The 17,478-nt window shown below is 44.4% G+C and carries 18 protein-coding genes and 1 pseudogene; 6 read left to right on the top strand and 13 right to left on the bottom strand.

What is annotated here, in order from left to right; all coding sequences use genetic code 11:
* Nucleotides 1-7 precede the first annotated feature (7 nt).
* From fabF to DQQ01_RS05880, 8 genes and pseudogenes are all read right to left on the bottom strand, one after another.
* Nucleotides 8-1,222, bottom strand: a complete 1,215-nt coding sequence (fabF, locus tag DQQ01_RS05905) for a beta-ketoacyl-ACP synthase II (protein WP_334293942.1) — start codon at nucleotides 1,220-1,222, stop codon at nucleotides 8-10.
* 34 nt (nucleotides 1,223-1,256) lie between these two features.
* Complete coding sequence (gene fabG, locus DQQ01_RS05900) at nucleotides 1,257-1,997, bottom strand: 3-oxoacyl-[acyl-carrier-protein] reductase (RefSeq protein WP_111919203.1); 741 nt, start codon at nucleotides 1,995-1,997, stop codon at nucleotides 1,257-1,259.
* Nucleotides 1,998-2,009: 12 nt separating this feature from the next.
* The gene (gene fabD, locus DQQ01_RS05895; RefSeq protein ID WP_111919201.1) at nucleotides 2,010-2,936 is read right to left on the bottom strand and encodes an ACP S-malonyltransferase; all 927 of its coding nucleotides are present in this window, start codon (nucleotides 2,934-2,936) and stop codon (nucleotides 2,010-2,012) included.
* Nucleotides 2,937-3,052: 116 nt separating this feature from the next.
* Complete coding sequence (gene acpP / locus DQQ01_RS05890; RefSeq protein WP_111919199.1) at nucleotides 3,053-3,286, bottom strand: acyl carrier protein; 234 nt, start codon at nucleotides 3,284-3,286, stop codon at nucleotides 3,053-3,055.
* Between the two features lie 101 nt (nucleotides 3,287-3,387).
* Nucleotides 3,388-4,580 (bottom strand): annotated as a pseudogene (locus DQQ01_RS05885) (FtsW/RodA/SpoVE family cell cycle protein).
* A gap of 13 nt (nucleotides 4,581-4,593) precedes the next feature.
* Nucleotides 4,594-5,022: a glycerophosphodiester phosphodiesterase family protein gene (locus DQQ01_RS16385; protein ID WP_242980609.1), complete on the bottom strand. Its 429-nt coding sequence runs from the start codon at nucleotides 5,020-5,022 to the stop codon at nucleotides 4,594-4,596.
* An 18-nt stretch (nucleotides 5,023-5,040) separates the two neighbouring features.
* Complete coding sequence (locus DQQ01_RS16875; protein ID WP_278278174.1) at nucleotides 5,041-5,169, bottom strand: hypothetical protein; 129 nt, start codon at nucleotides 5,167-5,169, stop codon at nucleotides 5,041-5,043.
* Entirely contained in the window at nucleotides 5,142-6,413 is a 1,272-nt protein-coding gene (locus DQQ01_RS05880) for a glycerophosphodiester phosphodiesterase family protein (protein WP_242980607.1), read from the bottom strand. The genes DQQ01_RS16875 and DQQ01_RS05880 overlap by 28 nt, the downstream gene beginning before the upstream one ends.
* A gap of 130 nt (nucleotides 6,414-6,543) precedes the next feature.
* Between DQQ01_RS05880 and DQQ01_RS05875 the strand changes: the two genes are divergently transcribed.
* Together DQQ01_RS05875 and DQQ01_RS05870 are read left to right on the top strand one after the other, a co-directional pair.
* Complete coding sequence (locus DQQ01_RS05875) at nucleotides 6,544-6,906, top strand: ArsR/SmtB family transcription factor (RefSeq protein WP_111919197.1); 363 nt, start codon at nucleotides 6,544-6,546, stop codon at nucleotides 6,904-6,906.
* Between the two features lie 26 nt (nucleotides 6,907-6,932).
* Entirely contained in the window at nucleotides 6,933-7,496 is a 564-nt protein-coding gene (locus DQQ01_RS05870; RefSeq protein WP_111919195.1) for a manganese efflux pump MntP, read from the top strand.
* 88 nt (nucleotides 7,497-7,584) lie between these two features.
* On the opposite strand, the gene feoB is transcribed toward DQQ01_RS05870, so the two are convergent.
* From feoB to DQQ01_RS05855, 3 genes are all read right to left on the bottom strand, one after another.
* Nucleotides 7,585-9,918, bottom strand: a complete 2,334-nt coding sequence (gene feoB, locus DQQ01_RS05865) for a ferrous iron transport protein B (protein ID WP_111919193.1) — start codon at nucleotides 9,916-9,918, stop codon at nucleotides 7,585-7,587.
* A 32-nt stretch (nucleotides 9,919-9,950) separates the two neighbouring features.
* Nucleotides 9,951-11,837, bottom strand: a complete 1,887-nt coding sequence (locus DQQ01_RS05860; RefSeq protein ID WP_111920842.1) for a heavy metal translocating P-type ATPase — start codon at nucleotides 11,835-11,837, stop codon at nucleotides 9,951-9,953.
* Nucleotides 11,838-12,072: 235 nt separating this feature from the next.
* Nucleotides 12,073-12,291, bottom strand: a complete 219-nt coding sequence (locus DQQ01_RS05855) for a cation transporter (protein ID WP_111919191.1) — start codon at nucleotides 12,289-12,291, stop codon at nucleotides 12,073-12,075.
* A 368-nt stretch (nucleotides 12,292-12,659) separates the two neighbouring features.
* On the opposite strand from DQQ01_RS05855, the gene DQQ01_RS05850 reads away from it, so the two are divergent.
* Genes DQQ01_RS05850 through DQQ01_RS05840 form a run of 3 tightly spaced genes read left to right on the top strand, consistent with a single transcriptional unit; the run spans nucleotide 12,660 to nucleotide 13,855 of the window.
* Entirely contained in the window at nucleotides 12,660-12,941 is a 282-nt protein-coding gene (locus tag DQQ01_RS05850) for a spore coat associated protein CotJA (RefSeq protein WP_111919189.1), read from the top strand.
* Nucleotides 12,938-13,210, top strand: coding sequence for a spore coat protein CotJB (locus tag DQQ01_RS05845; protein ID WP_111919187.1), 273 nt, complete (start codon nucleotides 12,938-12,940; stop codon nucleotides 13,208-13,210). Before DQQ01_RS05850 ends, DQQ01_RS05845 begins: the two co-directional genes overlap by 4 nt.
* 3 nt (nucleotides 13,211-13,213) lie before the next feature.
* Nucleotides 13,214-13,855: a manganese catalase family protein gene (locus DQQ01_RS05840; protein WP_111919185.1), complete on the top strand. Its 642-nt coding sequence runs from the start codon at nucleotides 13,214-13,216 to the stop codon at nucleotides 13,853-13,855.
* Between the two features lie 183 nt (nucleotides 13,856-14,038).
* On the opposite strand, the gene DQQ01_RS05835 is transcribed toward DQQ01_RS05840, so the two are convergent.
* Nucleotides 14,039-14,773, bottom strand: a complete 735-nt coding sequence (locus DQQ01_RS05835) for a DUF134 domain-containing protein (RefSeq protein ID WP_111919183.1) — start codon at nucleotides 14,771-14,773, stop codon at nucleotides 14,039-14,041.
* A gap of 159 nt (nucleotides 14,774-14,932) precedes the next feature.
* Between DQQ01_RS05835 and DQQ01_RS05830 the strand changes: the two genes are divergently transcribed.
* Complete coding sequence (locus DQQ01_RS05830) at nucleotides 14,933-16,060, top strand: aldo/keto reductase (protein ID WP_111919181.1); 1,128 nt, start codon at nucleotides 14,933-14,935, stop codon at nucleotides 16,058-16,060.
* A 137-nt stretch (nucleotides 16,061-16,197) separates the two neighbouring features.
* Here the strand turns inward: DQQ01_RS05830 and uraA are convergent, their stop codons facing one another.
* Nucleotides 16,198-17,460: a uracil permease gene (gene uraA / locus DQQ01_RS05825; RefSeq protein WP_111919179.1), complete on the bottom strand. Its 1,263-nt coding sequence runs from the start codon at nucleotides 17,458-17,460 to the stop codon at nucleotides 16,198-16,200.
* Nucleotides 17,461-17,478: the final 18 nt, after the last annotated feature.

Here is a 17,478-nt window from a genome sequence, read left to right as displayed (position 1 = left end):
TCTATTTTCAATCCTTTCTATACTTACCCAAAAGCAGGCTGGCATTATGACCTCCAAAGCCCAGAGAATTGCTCAGTGCATAGGAAAGCTCCATATTCTCTCCATGTCCTGCCACATAGTCCAAATCACAGTCCTCGTCCGGTACCTGGTATCCTGCTGTTTCATGAATATAATTCTCCTGAAGTTCCTTTACACAGGCAATGGCCTCTACGGCTCCGGCAGCGCCCAGAAGATGTCCGATCATGGATTTGGTAGAATTGATTTTCATAGCGTGAGCATGCTCGCCAAAAAGCCTTTTAATGGCTCTTGTTTCAAATAAATCATTGTGGTGAGTACCCGTACCGTGTGCATTAATATAAAACAGCTCTTCCGGTGCAAGTCCTCCTTCTTTTAAGGCATATTCCATACATTTGGCTGCACCCTCTCCGTCCTCTCTTGGAGAAGTAATGTGAAAAGCATCGCTGGTGGCCCCATATCCCAGCACTTCTGCCAAAATATGCGCTCCTCTTTGTTTCGCATGCTCCAACTCCTCCAGAACCAGAATGCCTGCTCCCTCACCCATGACAAAGCCCTCTCTCTCTTTGTCAAAGGGAATGGAGCAGCGTTTGGGATCTGTTGAGGAAGACAGTGCAGTAAGAGCTGCAAAGCCTGCCACTCCAACAGGCGTAATGCTGGCTTCTGTACCGCCTGCCAGCATCACCTCTGCATCACCTGCCTGTATACTTCGATAAGCTTCTCCAATACAATGGGTACCGGAAGCACAGGCTGTCACCACATTCAGACTCTTTCCCTTTAATCCAAACTGAATAGACACATTTCCTGCTGCCATATTGGAAATCATCAGAGGAACCATAAGGGGATTCACCCGGTTGGGTCCCTTTTCCAGAAGCTTTTTATGCTCTCTCTCCACAGTCTGAAGGCTGCCGATACCGGAACCAATGGAACAACCCACCCGATAGGCATCTTCCCTTTCCATATCCAGCCCGGACTGCAAAAACGCTTCCTTTGCTGCCGCTACTGCGTACTGACAGAAAAGCTCCATACGCTTGGCTGCCTTAAAATCCATATAATCCTTTCCTTGAAATCCCTTTACCTCTGCTGCCAGGTGTGCCTTATATTCCCTGCTGTCAAATCTGGTAATTTCTCCAAAGGCAGTCTGCCCTTCTTTTAAACCTTTCCAGTATTCCTCTACATTTAAACCCAGAGGGGTAATGGCTCCCATGCCGGTTATTACTACTCTTCTCACAGTTATCCTCCTACATACTCATGCCGCCGTCTACACAAAACGTCTGTCCTGTAATATAGCTCGCCTTATCAGACGCCAGAAATGCTACCATTTCTGCCACGTCCTCCGGTTTTCCGAAATGTCCCAAAGGAATCTGCCGACAGGCTGCCTCCTGAATCTCTTCTTTTAATACGCTTGTCATATCTGTTTCAATAAAGCCAGGCGCTATAGCATTTACTGTAATTCCTCTGGACGCCAGCTCTCTTGCTCCTGTTTTCGTCAGTCCCAAAACTCCTGCCTTGCTGGCAGCATAATTGGCCTGCCCTGCGTTTCCCAAAACGCCGGATACAGAAGAAATATTAATGATTCTGCCGCTTCGTTTTTTCAGCATATACCGGGCGGCATGACGCATGGTGTGAAACGCGCCTTTTAAATTCGTATCAATCACTGCGTCAAATTCTTCCTCTGACATACGCATAAGCAGATTATCTCTTGTAATTCCCGCATTATTCACCAGAATATCCAAACCGCCAAAATCCTTGATCACCTGGTCTGTCATCTCTTTACATGCCTGGAAATCTGCCACATTACAAGCATAGGCCTCTGCCTTTCTGCCCTTTTGACGGATAAACTGCACCACTTCCTCTGCCTTTTCTCTGGAGCCGCAGTAGTTGACTGCAACGTCTGCCCCATATTCTGCCAGCGTCAGGGCAATAGCACGTCCAATTCCCCTGCCGCCTCCTGTTACCAGCGCTACTTTCTGTTCTAACATCGCTTTCTCCTCTTATCTTTCCTTTAAAGCTTTTACCACTGTCTGAAAATCCTCCAGAGTCTGTATATTCAGAACCCTGACATTTCGGTCTATTTTCCGCATAAAACTGCTGAGTGTCTTACCCGGTCCCACTTCTATAAAAGTATCCACCTGGTCTGCAAGCATGGTTTCCACGCACTGCTGCCATTTCACGGGAGAGGACACCTGGCGCGCCAGAAGCTCCTTGACTTCCTGTGCTTCTGTCACATATTTTGCGGTCACATTGGCTGCATAGGGAATCCATGGCTTTTGTATGGAAATTTCTTTTAATGTCTCCCGCAGTCTTTCTTCTGCTTTCTTCAGCATAGGAGAATGAAACGGCCCGGACACTTTTAAAGGAAGCACTCTTCTGGCTCCCGCATCCTTCAGTTTTTCAGATGCGTTTTCCACTGCTCTTGCCTCTCCTGTAATGACTACCTGTCCCGGACAGTTGTAATTGGCAACTGACACCATTCCCGGCTCTTTTTCACAGATTTGTTCCACCTGTTCACCGGATAAACCCAACACGGCAGACATAGCGCCACCCTCTGGAACTGCCTCCTGCATGTAAATGCCTCTTTTTCTTACCACAGAAAAGGTATCCTCCATGGACAGAACCCCTGCTGCAAGCACTGCCCCATATTCTCCCAGGCTTAAGCCAGCGGCTACCTGAGGTCTTATGCCTTCTGCTTCCAATGCCTTTAAAATAGCTGCCTCCACGGCTATCATGGCAATCTGAGTAAATTCCGTAATATGAAGCTGTTCGTTTTCTTCAAAACAGAGTTTCTTTAAATCTAACTCTGCAATTTCACCTGCCATATCCATAACCTGTCTGCACAGAGGAATCTGCTCGTAAAAATCCTTTCCCATGCCTGCGTACTGTGCGCCCTGACCCGGAAAAATAAATGCTGTCCTGCCCATTTCATACTCCTTTGTTTTTAAAATATTTTGTATATCAAAATATCAACTTAAAAATATGGGCTGTTCCATAAAGTGTGCCGAAAAGTTTCGACTCCTCTATGCAGCAGCCTCGTTTTTTATTCTTCTACACCTTTGGACTTCAGATATTCCACAACAGAGCCAACAGTTGTCAGATCCTGAAGCTCTTCGGAAGGAATTTCAATGGAATATTCATCTTCCAACGCCATTACCAATTCAAATAAATCCAGAGAATCTGCACCTAAATCTTCTTTAAAAGAAGTTTCCATCTGAATGCTTTCTGCCTCGCAATTTAACTGTTCTGCAATAATTTCTCTCATTTTTTCTAACATGATTCCTATCTCCTTTAAATTACATATTCTTTTATTCCTGTTGGAATTTATTTGCTTTTATTATTTTGATGTTCAAAGTATATCCTCTTTACCCGTATTTGTCAACCCTTTTCTTTTTCAAATCCGATTTTCCTGGAAACACTCAGAGCAATTCCCATTTCCACCATTAAGAACAAAATAGACGTACCTCCGTAGCTGACAAAAGGCAGGGTAATTCCTGTGGTGGGTATCCAGTTTAGCACTACACAAATGTTTAAAACAACCTGCAGGGCAATATGTACCATAATTCCGCTAACCATAAGAGAGCCGTAGAAATCCTTCGCATTTTGTGCAATAAAGAACAGACGATATAAAAGATATCCAAAGAGGACAATGACAATCAGTCCGCCGAACACTCCTAATTCCTCGCAGACAATGGAAAAAAATCATATCATTTTGCGCTTCCGGCACAGGTCCCAGCTTCTGTACACTGTTTCCCAGTCCTTTGCCGAAAAAGCCGCCGCTTCCGATGGCATACAAAGCCTGCATAATCTGATAACCGCCTGCTGAAGAATACTGCTCCGGATTTAACCATACCAAGACACGCTTCAGACGGAAGTTCTCTACCTCGTTCATGTCAATCTGAATACCGCCCAGAGTCATCTGCAGGATAATTCTTCCAACAATCAAAACCACTGCCAGAACTCCCATGATTTTCAAAAACATTTTCTGGTTGGGGTGTGCAATAAAAATCATAAAGCCCGTAATCCCGCCAATGATAATGGCAGTACTTAAGTTATCTGTAAAAAACAAAGCTGCTGCAGCCAGTGCCCCTCCGTAGAACATCAACTTCCAGAAACCCTTTCTGGTAGCAATCTTTTTTCCCATTTTCATAATCAGACAGGGAATAAAAGTAATTGCCGCAATCTTTGCTATCTCTGCAGGCTGAAACTGCAAAGCGTCAATCCCAAAGTTCAGCCATCTTCTCGCACCGTTTACCTCCACCCCAAGAGGCGTAAATTTTACCAGAAACATCAAGAACAAAGACAGCCAGTAAAGAATGCCACCCAGATAATACAGCCAGTGATAGTCCCATCTGGAAATAATCAGAGCTCCTACAATACTGCAGGCGCCGATAATCGCCCTGCTTAGCGAAATACTCCATATCGTTGTGACTTTCCACCAATGCCGTGTAAGCACTGGTACTATAAAGCATAACCAGCCCAAAGCAGGTGAGCAGTATCACCACTGCCACCAGATTGTAATCATAATACTCTGCTTTAAAGGCTCTCCCCTTTTTTCTTTTTTTTGCCATTTACTTCCTCCCGCTAAATTCCAAACGCATATCCAAGCAGTTCTCTGTACCCGGTACTGCTACCGCTCTCCCGGCTCTGCACCTTCCGCACCATAACCGGATCGTCTGTAATCAGATTGTCCACTCCCATATCAATCATACGCCGGACATCTCCCCTTTGATTCACTGTCCAGGCGTGTACTTCCTTTCCCATTTCATGGGCTTCCTCTACAAACGGCTCTGTAATATAAGTATGCTTTACACTGAAAAAATCTGCCGCAGTAATATCAGAAATGCTGCCATAGGTCATTGTCATAATGTATCCGGTACGGATTTCCGGCGCAATTTCTTTTATCTGCTGTAAAAATTCGTAATTCATAGAGGTCACCACACAGTAATCCTCAAACCCGGCTTCCCGGATTTCCCGGACTACCCTGTAAACCAATTCCCCTGTTCTTACCATTATACTTAATCTCTATATTTAAGTCCAGTCTTCCTTTACAAAATTTAAGGGTTTCAGGAAGCGTAGGAATGTGCTCTCCCGGAATTTCTGATGAAAGCTGACGCCTGCGTCCAGCTTCTCTATCTGTGCCAGATCCATTTCCCACACCTTTTGCTGACTCCTGCTGTCCGCTTTAAGGAGTCGTCATGCAAAAGGATTAATTCCTTGTCCCTGGTTTCCTGCACATCAATCTCGGCCATATCCGCCCCTGTGGATATAGCCTGCTCCAGCGCGCTTATGGTATTTTCCGGTGCCATTCTTGCGCCTCCCCTGTGGGCTGTAATCCCTGTATCTGCAGTAAGACGCTCCAGGGAAACATTATGACTCTGTGCAAGAAAAAGCAGGCACAGCCCTTCCCCTGCAACAAATAGCGCCGTAAGCATGGCTGCCGCTCTTCTTTTTCCCACTTTTGAAAACCAGGCATATTGTTCCATATGCCGATAAAGAAAGACCTCCTCCTTAGAGTGCGTATGAAATCTGGCATAAATTACATACACAAAGGCAAGGCTCACGGTAAGCTGCACTGCGCCTGCAGCAATCCCCAGACTCATTTCAATCCAGTCACTGTAAATCAACACCTGACTGATTTTATTTTCCGTGGCTACATGAAAAGAAACCAGAGCTGTCATACCTGCCATAGTAACAAAATACAGACCAAAAAGAAAGACTGTCATAATCCCATGCAGAATCACAAATCCTGACAGCGTTTTTTTCCACTGTCTTTTCAGCAACCGAAGCCCTCTGAGAAAAGCAGCCCTGCTTTTTTCTTTTTCCAAAATGGCATAAGGCAGCATAAATACACAGAAAAAAGACCCGACCAGCAAAAGGCCAATCCCAAAATACAGAAAACCAGGATTCTTTGCGGATTTGTATAAATGCAGGGCAGTAAACTTCAAAAGCCGGATATAAGAAATTTCCCGGACAATAAAATACGCAGTAAAAAACGGTGCAGAGAAGGCAGCCCCGAAAATCCAGGAAATTCTGCTGTGCCGCAAAAAAGAACAGGTTCTGTAAAGCCCCAGAAGCAGCATATCACTGGCATAAAGTTTCTGTTTCTGATAGGAACAGGCAAAGCCTGAAAACAACGCGGAAACCTCAATTAAAAAAAGCAGCAAAAGCAGGAAAAGCAGCAGCAAAAAAAGTACAACAGACAGAGGTGCGGACAAAAATTCCCCAAAGTTTTCTGCTGTCAGATAGCTGAACTTCTGTTGTTTTAAAGAAAAATCCACAGCAGCATGAATAAGCTGTGTCATGAGCACAAAGGACGCAATCCTGTAGCCAGCCTCAAACAGCAGCAGGCTTCCCAGATTACAGGTTATTACTGCCCATGTCTTTTTTAAAATCCGTTTCATAGTTCTCCCTCATCACCTTTTGTGCTTCCTGCTTTTATTTTAACAAAAATCGTCTTCCTTATGCAAGGGTGTTTTCCAAACCGCAAATCTGTGTTACACTATATGACAGATTGTACTAGGAGGATTTATTATGGAACAACATACATTACCACATCAACACGGACAGTCCAAGGAACAGCTTTTACAGCACATGCCCGCCACAGAAAATTTTGAGCTTGTATCTGCGATTTTCAAACAGTTAAGCGATCCTTCCCGTATCCGCATCTTCTGGATTCTCTGTCACTGCGAAGAATGCGTCATCAATATTTCTGCCATGATGGAAATGAGCAGTCCGGCTGTGGCACATCATCTGCGCCTTTTAAGAAGCAGCGGACTCATTGAATCCAGAAGAGATGGCAAAGAAACCTATTACCGCGCCAGCCTTTCCAAAAAGGCTCAGTCCCTTCACAAAATGATTGAGGAAATGATGGAAATTTCCTGCATACAGCTATAAAACCACAACACCCAGGAGGAAATTACATGAGTTTAGCATCCGTCTTTTTTATTGGTGTAGGCCTTTCCATGGACGCCTGCGCTGTATCCTTTGCCAAGGGAATCTCTTTAAAAAAGAATATAAAAAAATACGCCCTGCTTCTGGGGCTTGCCTTTGGAATCTTTCAGGGGGCTATGCCTCTTTTCGGCTGGTGGGTCGGCACACACTTTGAAGCCCTCATCACTTCTATTGACCATTGGATTGCCTTTCTTCTTTTAGGCTTTATTGGGCTCAACATGATACGGGAATCCGGAGAAGAGAAGGACGAATATACAGCCTGCACAGATACTATTTCCGGGAAGGAAATTCTGCTCCTTGCAGTTGCCACAAGCATTGATGCACTGGCTGTTGGTATCAGCTTTGCCTTTCTTCAGGTAAGTATCCTGCCAGCAGTCTGTCTTATTGCTGTCACAACCTTTCTCATCAGCGTTCTTGCCGTGTTTCTGGGAAACCGCATTGGCGGTAAACTGGGAAATTATGCAGAGGCTGTAGGAGGAATCATTTTGATTCTCATTGGATTGAAAATTCTGATTGAACATCTATTTGGCTAAACAAAAGGCTGCTCCGGAAAGTCTGTAGCTTTTCCGAAGCAGCCTTTTTTGAACTCTTTTCTCTTATTTTTTATCTTCTTTCCATTTTCTACATAAACAGCAGTATAAGATGATACATAACAAAAGCTGCTATCCATGCAATCACACACTGTCCCAGCGCCATAGCTGCTGCCCATTTTCCACCCAGTTCTCGTTTTACAGACGCAATGGCTGCCACACACGGGGTATAGAGCAGACAGAAAATCAGAAGCGCTGCTGCTCCAGGAATCGCCAGGCTGCTCTGTAAAAGAGCGGTGCTTCCGAAAAGCACAGTCAGGGAAGATACCACGCTTTCTTTTGCTAAAAAGCCGGAAATCAAAGCAGTGATAATCCTCCAGTCGCCAAAGCCTACCGGCGCAAACACAGGAGCCAAAAAGCCTGCTGCCAATGCCAGAATACTGTCCTGGGAGTCAGATACCATGTTAAGCCCTGTATCAAAGTTCTGCAGAAACCAGATAATGATGGTTGCAACAAAGATAACAGTAAATGCTCTCTGCAAGAAATCCTTTGCCTTATCCCACAAAAGATGCCCCACATTTTTCGCTCCCGGCATACGGTAATTCGGAAGTTCCATAACAAAAGGAACTGCCTCTCCCTTAAAGGCTGTCTTCTTGAAAATCAATGCCATGAGAATACCCATAACAATACCGAAAACATACAGCCCAATCATAACCAGAGCTTCATACTTCTGAAAAAAGGCTGCTGTAAAAAAGGCATAGATAGGCAACTTTGCCGTACAGCTCATAAACGGAGTTAAAAGAATAGTCATCTTTCGATCCCTTTCTGAGGGAAGAGTACGGCTTGCCATAACGCCAGGGACTGTACAGCCAAAGCCGATGAGCATAGGCACAATACTTCTTCCGGAAAGTCCCAGCTTACGAAGCAGCTTATCCATAATAAAGGCAACTCGCGCCATGTAGCCACTGTCCTCCAAAATAGAGAGGAAGAAAAACAGGGTGACAATAATGGGAAGGAAACTTAAAACACTGCCCACACCATTAAAAATACCGTCAATCACAAGGGAATGTACCACGCTGTTTACATGGGCTGCTGTCATTGCCTGATTTACCAGATTGGTAAGCTGGGTGATTCCTGTTTCCAAAAGCCCCTGTAAAAAGGCGCCGATAACGTTAAAGGTGAGCCAGAATACAATTCCCATAATACCAATAAAGGCAGGAATACCCGTATACTTTCCGGTGAGAAAATGATCCATTTTACGGCTTCGGATACGCTCCTTGCTCTCCTTTGGCTTAACAATAGTACTGCTACATACATCTTCAATATAGCGGAAACGCATCTGCGCCACTGCTGCAGCACGATCCATGCCGGTTTCCACCTCAGTCTGTCCTGCGATTTCTTCCAGGATTTTTTTCTCCTGATCCGTGAGTTTCAGCTGTTCTAAAAGCTTATTGTCCCCTTCCATTACCTTGCTGGCGGCAAATCGGATAGGAATTTCTGCCTGGGCTGCATGATCTTCAATCAAGTGCATAACTGCATGAATACCCCTGTGAATCCCTTCGTCCTTACTGCAGAAATCTGTTTTTAAAGGCTTTTCCTGGTATTTTGCCACATGAATGGCATGTCGAATCAACTCCTCGATTCCTTCTCCCTTGGCTGCGGAAATAGGAATCACAGGCACCCCAAGGGCTGCCTCCATTTCATTCACCTTTACGGAACCGCCGTTTTCCCTTAACTCGTCCATCATGTTCAAAGCAACTACCATGGGAAAGCCCAGTTCCAGAAGCTGCATGGTCAGATACATATTTCTCTCAATATTGGTAGCATCTACAATATTAATAATACCCTTTGGCTTTTCGCCAATCACAAACTCTCTGGTTACAATTTCTTCACTGCTATAAGGGGACATGGAATAAATTCCCGGCAAATCGGTAATCAGAGTATTGTCATAGCCTCGGATAACGCCGTCCTTTCTGTCCACCGTAACCCCCGGAAAGTTTCCCACGTGCTGTTTGGAGCCTGTGAGCTGATTAAACAGGGTTGTTTTTCCGCAATTCTGGTTTCCCACAAGGGCAAAAGTCAGTGTTTCCCTTTCCGACAGGGGATTTTCCTGCTTTCTGTTATGAAATTTTCCGCCCTCTCCGTATCCGGGATGATGGGTTTCTGGTCCATGATGCTTCTCCTTTTCTGCTTTTGGCTCATGAGCCTTGCTGACTTCAATATTTTTTGCATCTTCCAGGCGTATGGTCAGCTCATAGCCATGCAGCCGCAGCTCTATGGGATCTCCCATAGGCGCGTATTTCACAACCGTTACTTCTGTTCCCTGAATTAAGCCCATATCCAGGAAATGCTGGCGCAATGCACCAGCTCCTCCGACAGCAAGTATAGTTGCCGTACTCCCTATTTGTAATTCACTTAGTTTCATTGTATCTCCTTCATTTGTACTTACTCTTGTACTTAAAGCTTCTGTACTCTCAATGCGCGAATTGCATTTAATACAGCAAGCACCATAACGCCTACATCTGCAAAAATAGCAAACCACATATTCGCGATACCCAGCGCACCCAGTCCCAGACAGGCAAACTTAATTGCCAATGCAAAGACAATGTTCTGGTATACAATTCCCAGACATTTTCTGGAGATTTTAATTGCCTTGGAAATTTTTAAGGGATCATCGTCCATAAGCACTACATCTGCTGCTTCAATAGCTGCGTCAGAGCCCATAGCGCCCATGGCAATTCCAATGTCTGCTCTGGTAAGTACTGGCGCATCATTGATACCATCTCCCACAAATGCCAGCTTTTCCTTCTCAGCTTTTTCTTCCAGCAGGGCCTCCACTTTTTCCACCTTATCACCCGGCAAAAGCTCACTGTACACCTGGTCTATGCCCAGATCTTTAGCAACCTGCTCTGCTACGGCTTTGGAATCCCCGGTAAGCATAATTGTTTTGGAAACCCCTGCCTTTTTCAGCTCCCTGATTGCTTTTTCTGCATTTGGCTTAATGATATCGGAAATCACAATATGTCCGGCGTATTTATTGTCCACAGACATATGAATAATGGTTCCCACCTTATGGCAGTCCTGATATGTGATACCCAGACGTTTCATCAGCTTGCTGTTTCCTGCTGCCACCTCTTTGCCGTCTACTTTTGCCAGAATTCCATGTCCGCTGATTTCCTGAATATCCGTCACACGGCTTCGGTCAATTTCTTTTCCGTATGCCCTCTGCAGACTTTTGCTGATGGGGTGAGAAGAAGCACATTCTGCCAATGCCGCATATTCCAAAAGCTTTTCTTCTTCTATTTCATTGTGATGAATACCGCTGACCTCAAAAACTCCCTGAGTCAGGGTTCCTGTCTTATCAAAGACCACAAATTTTGCCTGGGATAAGGTTTCCATATAGTTGGAGCCTTTAATCAGCACCCCTGCCTTGCTTGCTCCGCCAATACCGGCGAAAAAGCTGAGCGGAATACTAATAACCAGCGCACAGGGACAACTGATAACCAGAAAGGTCAGCGCACGATAAATCCAAACACTCCATGCACCGCTCTGCCCCAGAAACAACATCTGTACCAGAGGGGGAAACACTGCCAGCGCCAAAGCGCCGTAGCATACCGCTGGTGTATAAACTCTCGCAAATTTTGAAATAAAGTTCTCGGATTTGGATTTCCGGGAACTGGAATTTTCCACCAGTTCTAAAATTTTAGAAACCGTGGATTCCCCGAATTCCTTTGTGGTTTTGATTCGCAGCACACCTGTCATATTGATACAGCCACTGATAATCTCATCTCCTGCCTTTACATCTCTTGGCAGACTTTCTCCTGTAAGAGCGCTGGTGTTTAAACTGGAGGCGCCGTCAAGAACCACGCCGTCAAGGGGAACCTTTTCCCCTGGCTGCACAACAATCACACTGCCTGTTTCCACCTCGTCCGGATCTGCTTTTTCCAGCTTTCCATCCCTTTCCACATTTGCATAGTCAGGGCGGATATCCATTAAAGCACTGATGTTCCTTCGGCTTCTGCCCACTGCATAACTTTGAAATAATTCTCCAATCTGATAAAACAGCATAACAGCAATGGCCTCATTGTAATCTCCGCTTCGGGAATAAATGGCCAAGGCAAAAGCACCTACTGTGGCAACTGCCATCAAGAAATTTTCGTCAAAAACCCGACGGTTTAAAATTCCCTTTCCCGCTTTTCTCAAGATATCATATCCCACAATCAGATATGCTGCCAGATAAAAAATCAGTCTTGGCAATCCCTGTACAGTTATAAACTGCAGAGCAATCACCATAACTGTTGTAATCAAAATCCGAATCAGCATTTTCTTCTGCTTCTTATTCATAAATCCAGTTCTCCCTTCCTCTTTTTTTATTGTATCCAGAAGAGGAGTGCTGTCAGGCATTTTGTTTTCAAGCCGAAGCTTTCCAGTATTATCTACTTCACAAAATGCATTATACCTCATTTCCTCTTTTTCTGTATACTGATTTCTTATATTTTTTTATTTTAAAGGGCTGCCGTATGAATCTTCATGCAGCAGCCCCTGCTCATACAGGAAATAAAAACTTTTCTACATACCCTTAAATTTCAATTTCGCAGTCAGGCTCTACTTTTCTGCAGGCTTTCAGCACTTCTTTCATAACTGCCTTGGGTTCTCTGCCTTCTTCAAATTCTACAATCATTTTTAAAGCCATAAAGTTTACAGTAGCATTTGCAACACCATCTGTTTTCTTTGCTGCTTCCTCCATTAAATTTGCACAGTTGGCACAATCTACCTCAATTTTGTAAGTTTTCTTCATAACAAATACTCCTTTCTTGCGTAAATCATATTGAGATTTCGCTTCAATTTTTCTTTAACAATTAAACGTTTATTTAATTTATATTTGTAATATACTTTATTTTATGACAAAAGTCAAGAGGATTTTCATGTTTTTTTTAATCTTTTGCAGATGAAATACTTCGCTCCTTCTATTCTTCCTGCATAGTTGTAGCAAACGGTACGACAGCGTAAAAACAACAGAATATCTGAAATGCCGTTGTCCCTTTCTCTATGAAAGTACTGTAATGGGAACGCTTTTAAAAAATCCCCATAAAATAAAACTGTAACAGAACCTCTTTTATGGTTCTGGAGATATAGAAAAGAATTATTTATAGAAAGGTTTTCATCATGGAAAATTATCGAATGAATTATAATGCCTGCCGTTCCTGCCGGGTTATGCCCAGAGAAGCGGTTCGCAAAACACCCCCTGTTTCCAATGACTGCGGCTGTTCCGACAAAGTGGAAAATACTGGTGTTTATACCCATGCAGACCATCTCCCTCTCACTATGGCCTATGTTCCTTTCCAGCAGTTTCATACTACCTTTGAACTGCATAAAGCACTGCAGGTTGGAACTGTTTTTCCGGAACTCTGCAAACCGTTTTGCGGAAAGAGGGGTGTAAGACGATGAAAAATCTCCGTTCCTGTTCTCAGGCAGAACTTTTATCTACGATTAATCAGATAAGCTTTGCAATCAATGACATTACACTTTATCTAGATACTCACCCGAACGACGAAGCTGCCCTGGCCTATTTCAGTGAGCATATGGAAAGCCGAAAAGAACTGTTAAAGGAATATGCCACCCGTTTCGGTCCCCTCACTCTGGACAGTGACAAAGAGAACTGCAGACAGTGCTGGGACTGGGTGATGCAGCCATGGCCTTGGGAAGGAGTGTGTTAAAAGATGTGGAATTATGAAAAGCGACTGCAGTTTCCTGTAAATATCAAAAAACCGGACGCCAGAACTGCGAAGGTAATTATCAGCCAGTATGGGGGTCCTGACGGCGAAATGAGCGCTTCCATGCGGTATCTGTCCCAGCGCTTTGCCATGACAAATCGTGTTGCTATGGGAACTTTAACAGACATCGGCACCGAAGAATTAGCCCACCTTGAAATGGTAGCCACCATTGTACACCAGCTCACCCGCAATCTCTCCATGGAAGAAATCGAAAAGGCTGGTTTTGCCCCTTATTATGTAGACCACGCAGTCGGCATCTGGCCTCAGGCAGCAGGCGGAATTCCTTTTAATGCCTGTGAATTCCAGTCAAAAGGTGACCCAATTACAGATTTATTTGAAGATTTGGCCGCAGAGCAAAAAGCTCGCGCAACCTATGACAATATTCTTCGTCTGATTGATGACCCAGACGTTATTGCTCCAATTCGCTTCCTCCGCGCCAGAGAAATCGTCCATTTCCAGCGTTTCGGTGAAGTTTTAAGGCATGTACAGGAAGACCTGGATTCCAAAAACTTCTATGCCTTTAACCCGGCATTTGATATGCCCTGTAAAGCCTCCTGTGGGGAACATGACTGCGGCTGCAATCGATAAGACGTGAAATACAAAAGTTACTGAAAAAATATAGTAAATGCCAAAAGTAAGGACTCTGCTTTGTAAACAGTCAGTCAGGAACTATAGCCTTTTCCAAAGAAAATTGCTACAGCTCCTGACTCCTATTTACAAGCAGAGTCCCTTTTTCTCTGTTTCTTCTTTATTTAACACTCTTACACCTGTTTATTTTCCGCAGTGTCCGCCACAGGTATGACCTTCCTCACCGTGTCCGTGACAACCCTCTCCCTCATGGTGGTGATGATTACACATAGTATCCGGATTATAATTCAGACTTCCTGCCAGAAAGGCTTCTGCCTGTGCATCTGCATTTCCACATGCTCCCGGGAAAAGACGGATTCCAGCCTCTGCCAGTGCGTTTCTAGCTCCGCCGCCGATTCCGCCGCAGATTAAAACTTCAACACCCAGGTTTTTTAAAAATCCTGCCAATGCGCCATGTCCGCTGCCATTAGTGTCTACAATTTCAGAAGAAAGAATTTTTCCGTCCTCTGCTGTATATACCTTAAACTGTTCTGTATGTCCGAAATGCTGGAATACTTCTCCATTTTCATAAGTCACTGCTATTTTCATTTTAAAAACTCCTTTCTCACTACCGTTCTTTTCTTTTGGCTCTTCAATACAAAAATTTCCGCCCCGAATACAAAGCCCTGCACCCTCCACAAGAAATCTGGCTGTTTTCTTCCTTGCTTCTGTATAAAGGCTCTGCACCGTTGCCCTTGCAATTCCCATTTGTCTGGCACATTGTGCCTGAGTCATTCCCTGATAATCCAAAAGCCGTAGAGTTTCGTATTCCTCAACTGACAAGACAATCTCATGACAGGAGTTTTCTTTTCCAGCCGGATAATAGGTCTGACAAATCGGCAGTTTCTGTACACATTTTGGTTTGTTTGGTCTTGGCATTGCTTTTCCTTCCCTGCCTTTATTGGCATATGTTTATTATACCTTTGTTATCAGCATATGTCAATAACATTCTTCAAAAAATATCTTTTCTATCTGTCCTTTTTTCTCATACAATGATAAAATAAAGATAACACTTTAACATAACATAGGAGGTAACAAATGGAATATCGTGCATTTGAAAAACTGAGGGTTTCCCCTTCTCTTCTGGGCTTTGGCTGTATGCGTTTTCCCCAAAATCCCGACGGAACTATTGACGAAGCAGAGGCCGCAAAGCTTCTGGATACTGCTATCAAAGCCGGGGTTAATTACATAGACACTGCTTATCCCTACCACAACGGAGAAAGCGAACCCTTTCTTGGACGCACACTGAAAAAATATCCCCGGAATTCCTTTTATCTGGCTACTAAGCTTCCCATGTGGGATATCAAAACCCCGGAAGATGTAAAAAAAATCTTTGACAGCCAGTTAGAACGTTTGCAGACAGACTATGTAGATTTTTATCTGATTCATTGTCTGGACAAGGAAAAATGGCAACAGGTATTAGATTTGAACGTAATTCCGTTTCTGGAGGAAATGAAACAACAGGGAAAAATCCGTTTTCTGGGATTTTCCTTTCATGATGATTTTGACACCTTTAAGAAAATTCTCACCTACAGAACCTGGGATTTCTGCCAGATTCAGTATAACTACATTGACACAGAGATTCAGGCAGGGGATCGAGGCTATGAGCTGACCGAAGAACTTGGTATTCCTCTGGTTATTATGGAGCCTGTCAAAGGCGGCTCCCTGGCTTCTCTTCCCGAGGAAATTGCCGCTCGTTTTACAGACTTTGACCCTTTACACAGTCTTGCGTCCTGGGCGCTTCGCTGGGTTGCCAGCAAGCCTAATGTCAAAGTGGTATTAAGCGGCATGTCCACCATGGAACAGGTGCAGGACAATCTGGAAACCTTCACACATTTTACACCTCTCTCCTTAAAAGAAAAGGAAGTTGTGGCTAATGTAGCTGCCGCAATCCGCCAGAGAACCAAAAATGGCTGTACCGGCTGCGCCTACTGTATGCCCTGTCCCTTTGGCGTGGACATTCCGGGCAATTTTCACATCTGGAATAACTGGTCCATGTATGGAAATGATGAAAAGGCAAAACGCGCTTATTTTACCGAAATGAAAGAATCTGCACGGGCTGACCAGTGCAAAAAATGTGGCAAATGCGAAACCGTCTGTCCCCAAGCGCTTTCTATCCGTGAAAATCTGGCAACTGCTGCAAAAGAGCTGGGCGAACTGGCATAAAAATTCATAAAACACGCATTCCTGTGAAACAATAGGCTGCCGAATCAGAAATATTTCTGATGCGGCAGCCTATTGTTATCTTAACAAAAAAGACACCCCACATATTGATATGCGAGATGTCTTTCCGTATTTTTTCCTTACGCCTCTTCTCTGTCATTAGTCAGCTTAAGCTTGTCCAACACATAGAAAACCAGGCTCAGAAGCATACCCACGATGCAGGCAAGCACCATACCTCTTAACTCAATTTCTCCAATACGCAAGGTGATTCCGGAAAGCCCTGTGACAAAAATCACAGAAGTCAGCGCCAGATTTCTGGAACGGCTGTAATCTACCTTTCCATCTACCAGAATACGGATACCAGAAGTACCAATCATACCATACAGCAGGAAGGAAATTCCACCAATAACCGGTCCCGGAATGGTGTTGATTAATGCAGTCAACTTTCCGATAAAAGAACAGATAATAGACAGTACGGCTGCACCGCCGATAACATACACACTGTATACACGGGTCATTGCCATAACTCCGATATTTTCTCCATAGGTTGTAGTCGGTACCGAACCGATAAAGCCGGAAATCATGGTAGAGAAATTATCTGCAAACAGAGAACGGTGCAGTCCCGGATCTTTAATCAGATTTCTGCCAACCACCTTTCCGGTTACAATCTGATGTCCAATATGCTCAGAGGTAATAACCAGAATAACCGGCAGAATAATCATAATGGCTTCAGCATTGAACTTTGGTGTGCCGAAATTCGGCAGAGCAAAAAGCGGCGCCTCGGCAACTGCCTGAAAATCTACGATTCTGCAGGCAATGGCTGCAATATAACCCGCAATAATGGCAATGAGAATCGGGATAACGGAAAGGAATTTCCGAAATACCACAGATCCAAACACAGCCACGCCTAACGTTACCAGAAAAACGATGACATTACCGCTTTTCAGCTTCTCGTCCAGCATACCGGCATTGCTCGCCGCCGTAGAGGACAGTTCCAGACCAATCAGGGCAACCACTGGTCCCATGGCTGCCGGAGGCAGTACCACATCAATCCAGTCTGACCCGAATTTGTAAATAATCAGTGCCAGAATACAGCCGCAGAAGCCTACAACCACAAATCCTCCAAGAGCGTAATCATAACCGAATTTACTGATAACAATCCCCGCCGGGGCAATAAAGGCAAAGCTGGAACCCAGATAAGCAGGCGCTTTTCCCTTTGTAATGAGAATGAACAGCAGAGTTCCCACACCATTCATAAACAATACGATTGCCGGATTAATACCAAAGACAAACGGAACCAGCACAGAGGCGCCAAACATGGCAAACATATGCTGGATACTCAGCGGAACCAAAAGCTTTGGCGGTACTTTTTCTTCTACCTGGATAATTTTACGATTTTCCACAGTTTTTTCTCCCTTACT

It is taken from the genome of Blautia argi (genome assembly GCF_003287895.1).
Classification (GTDB): domain Bacteria; phylum Bacillota; class Clostridia; order Lachnospirales; family Lachnospiraceae; genus Blautia; species Blautia argi.
The sequence above is the reverse complement of the archived record's forward strand: the minus strand, read 5'-3'. Positions and strand labels throughout refer to the sequence as shown.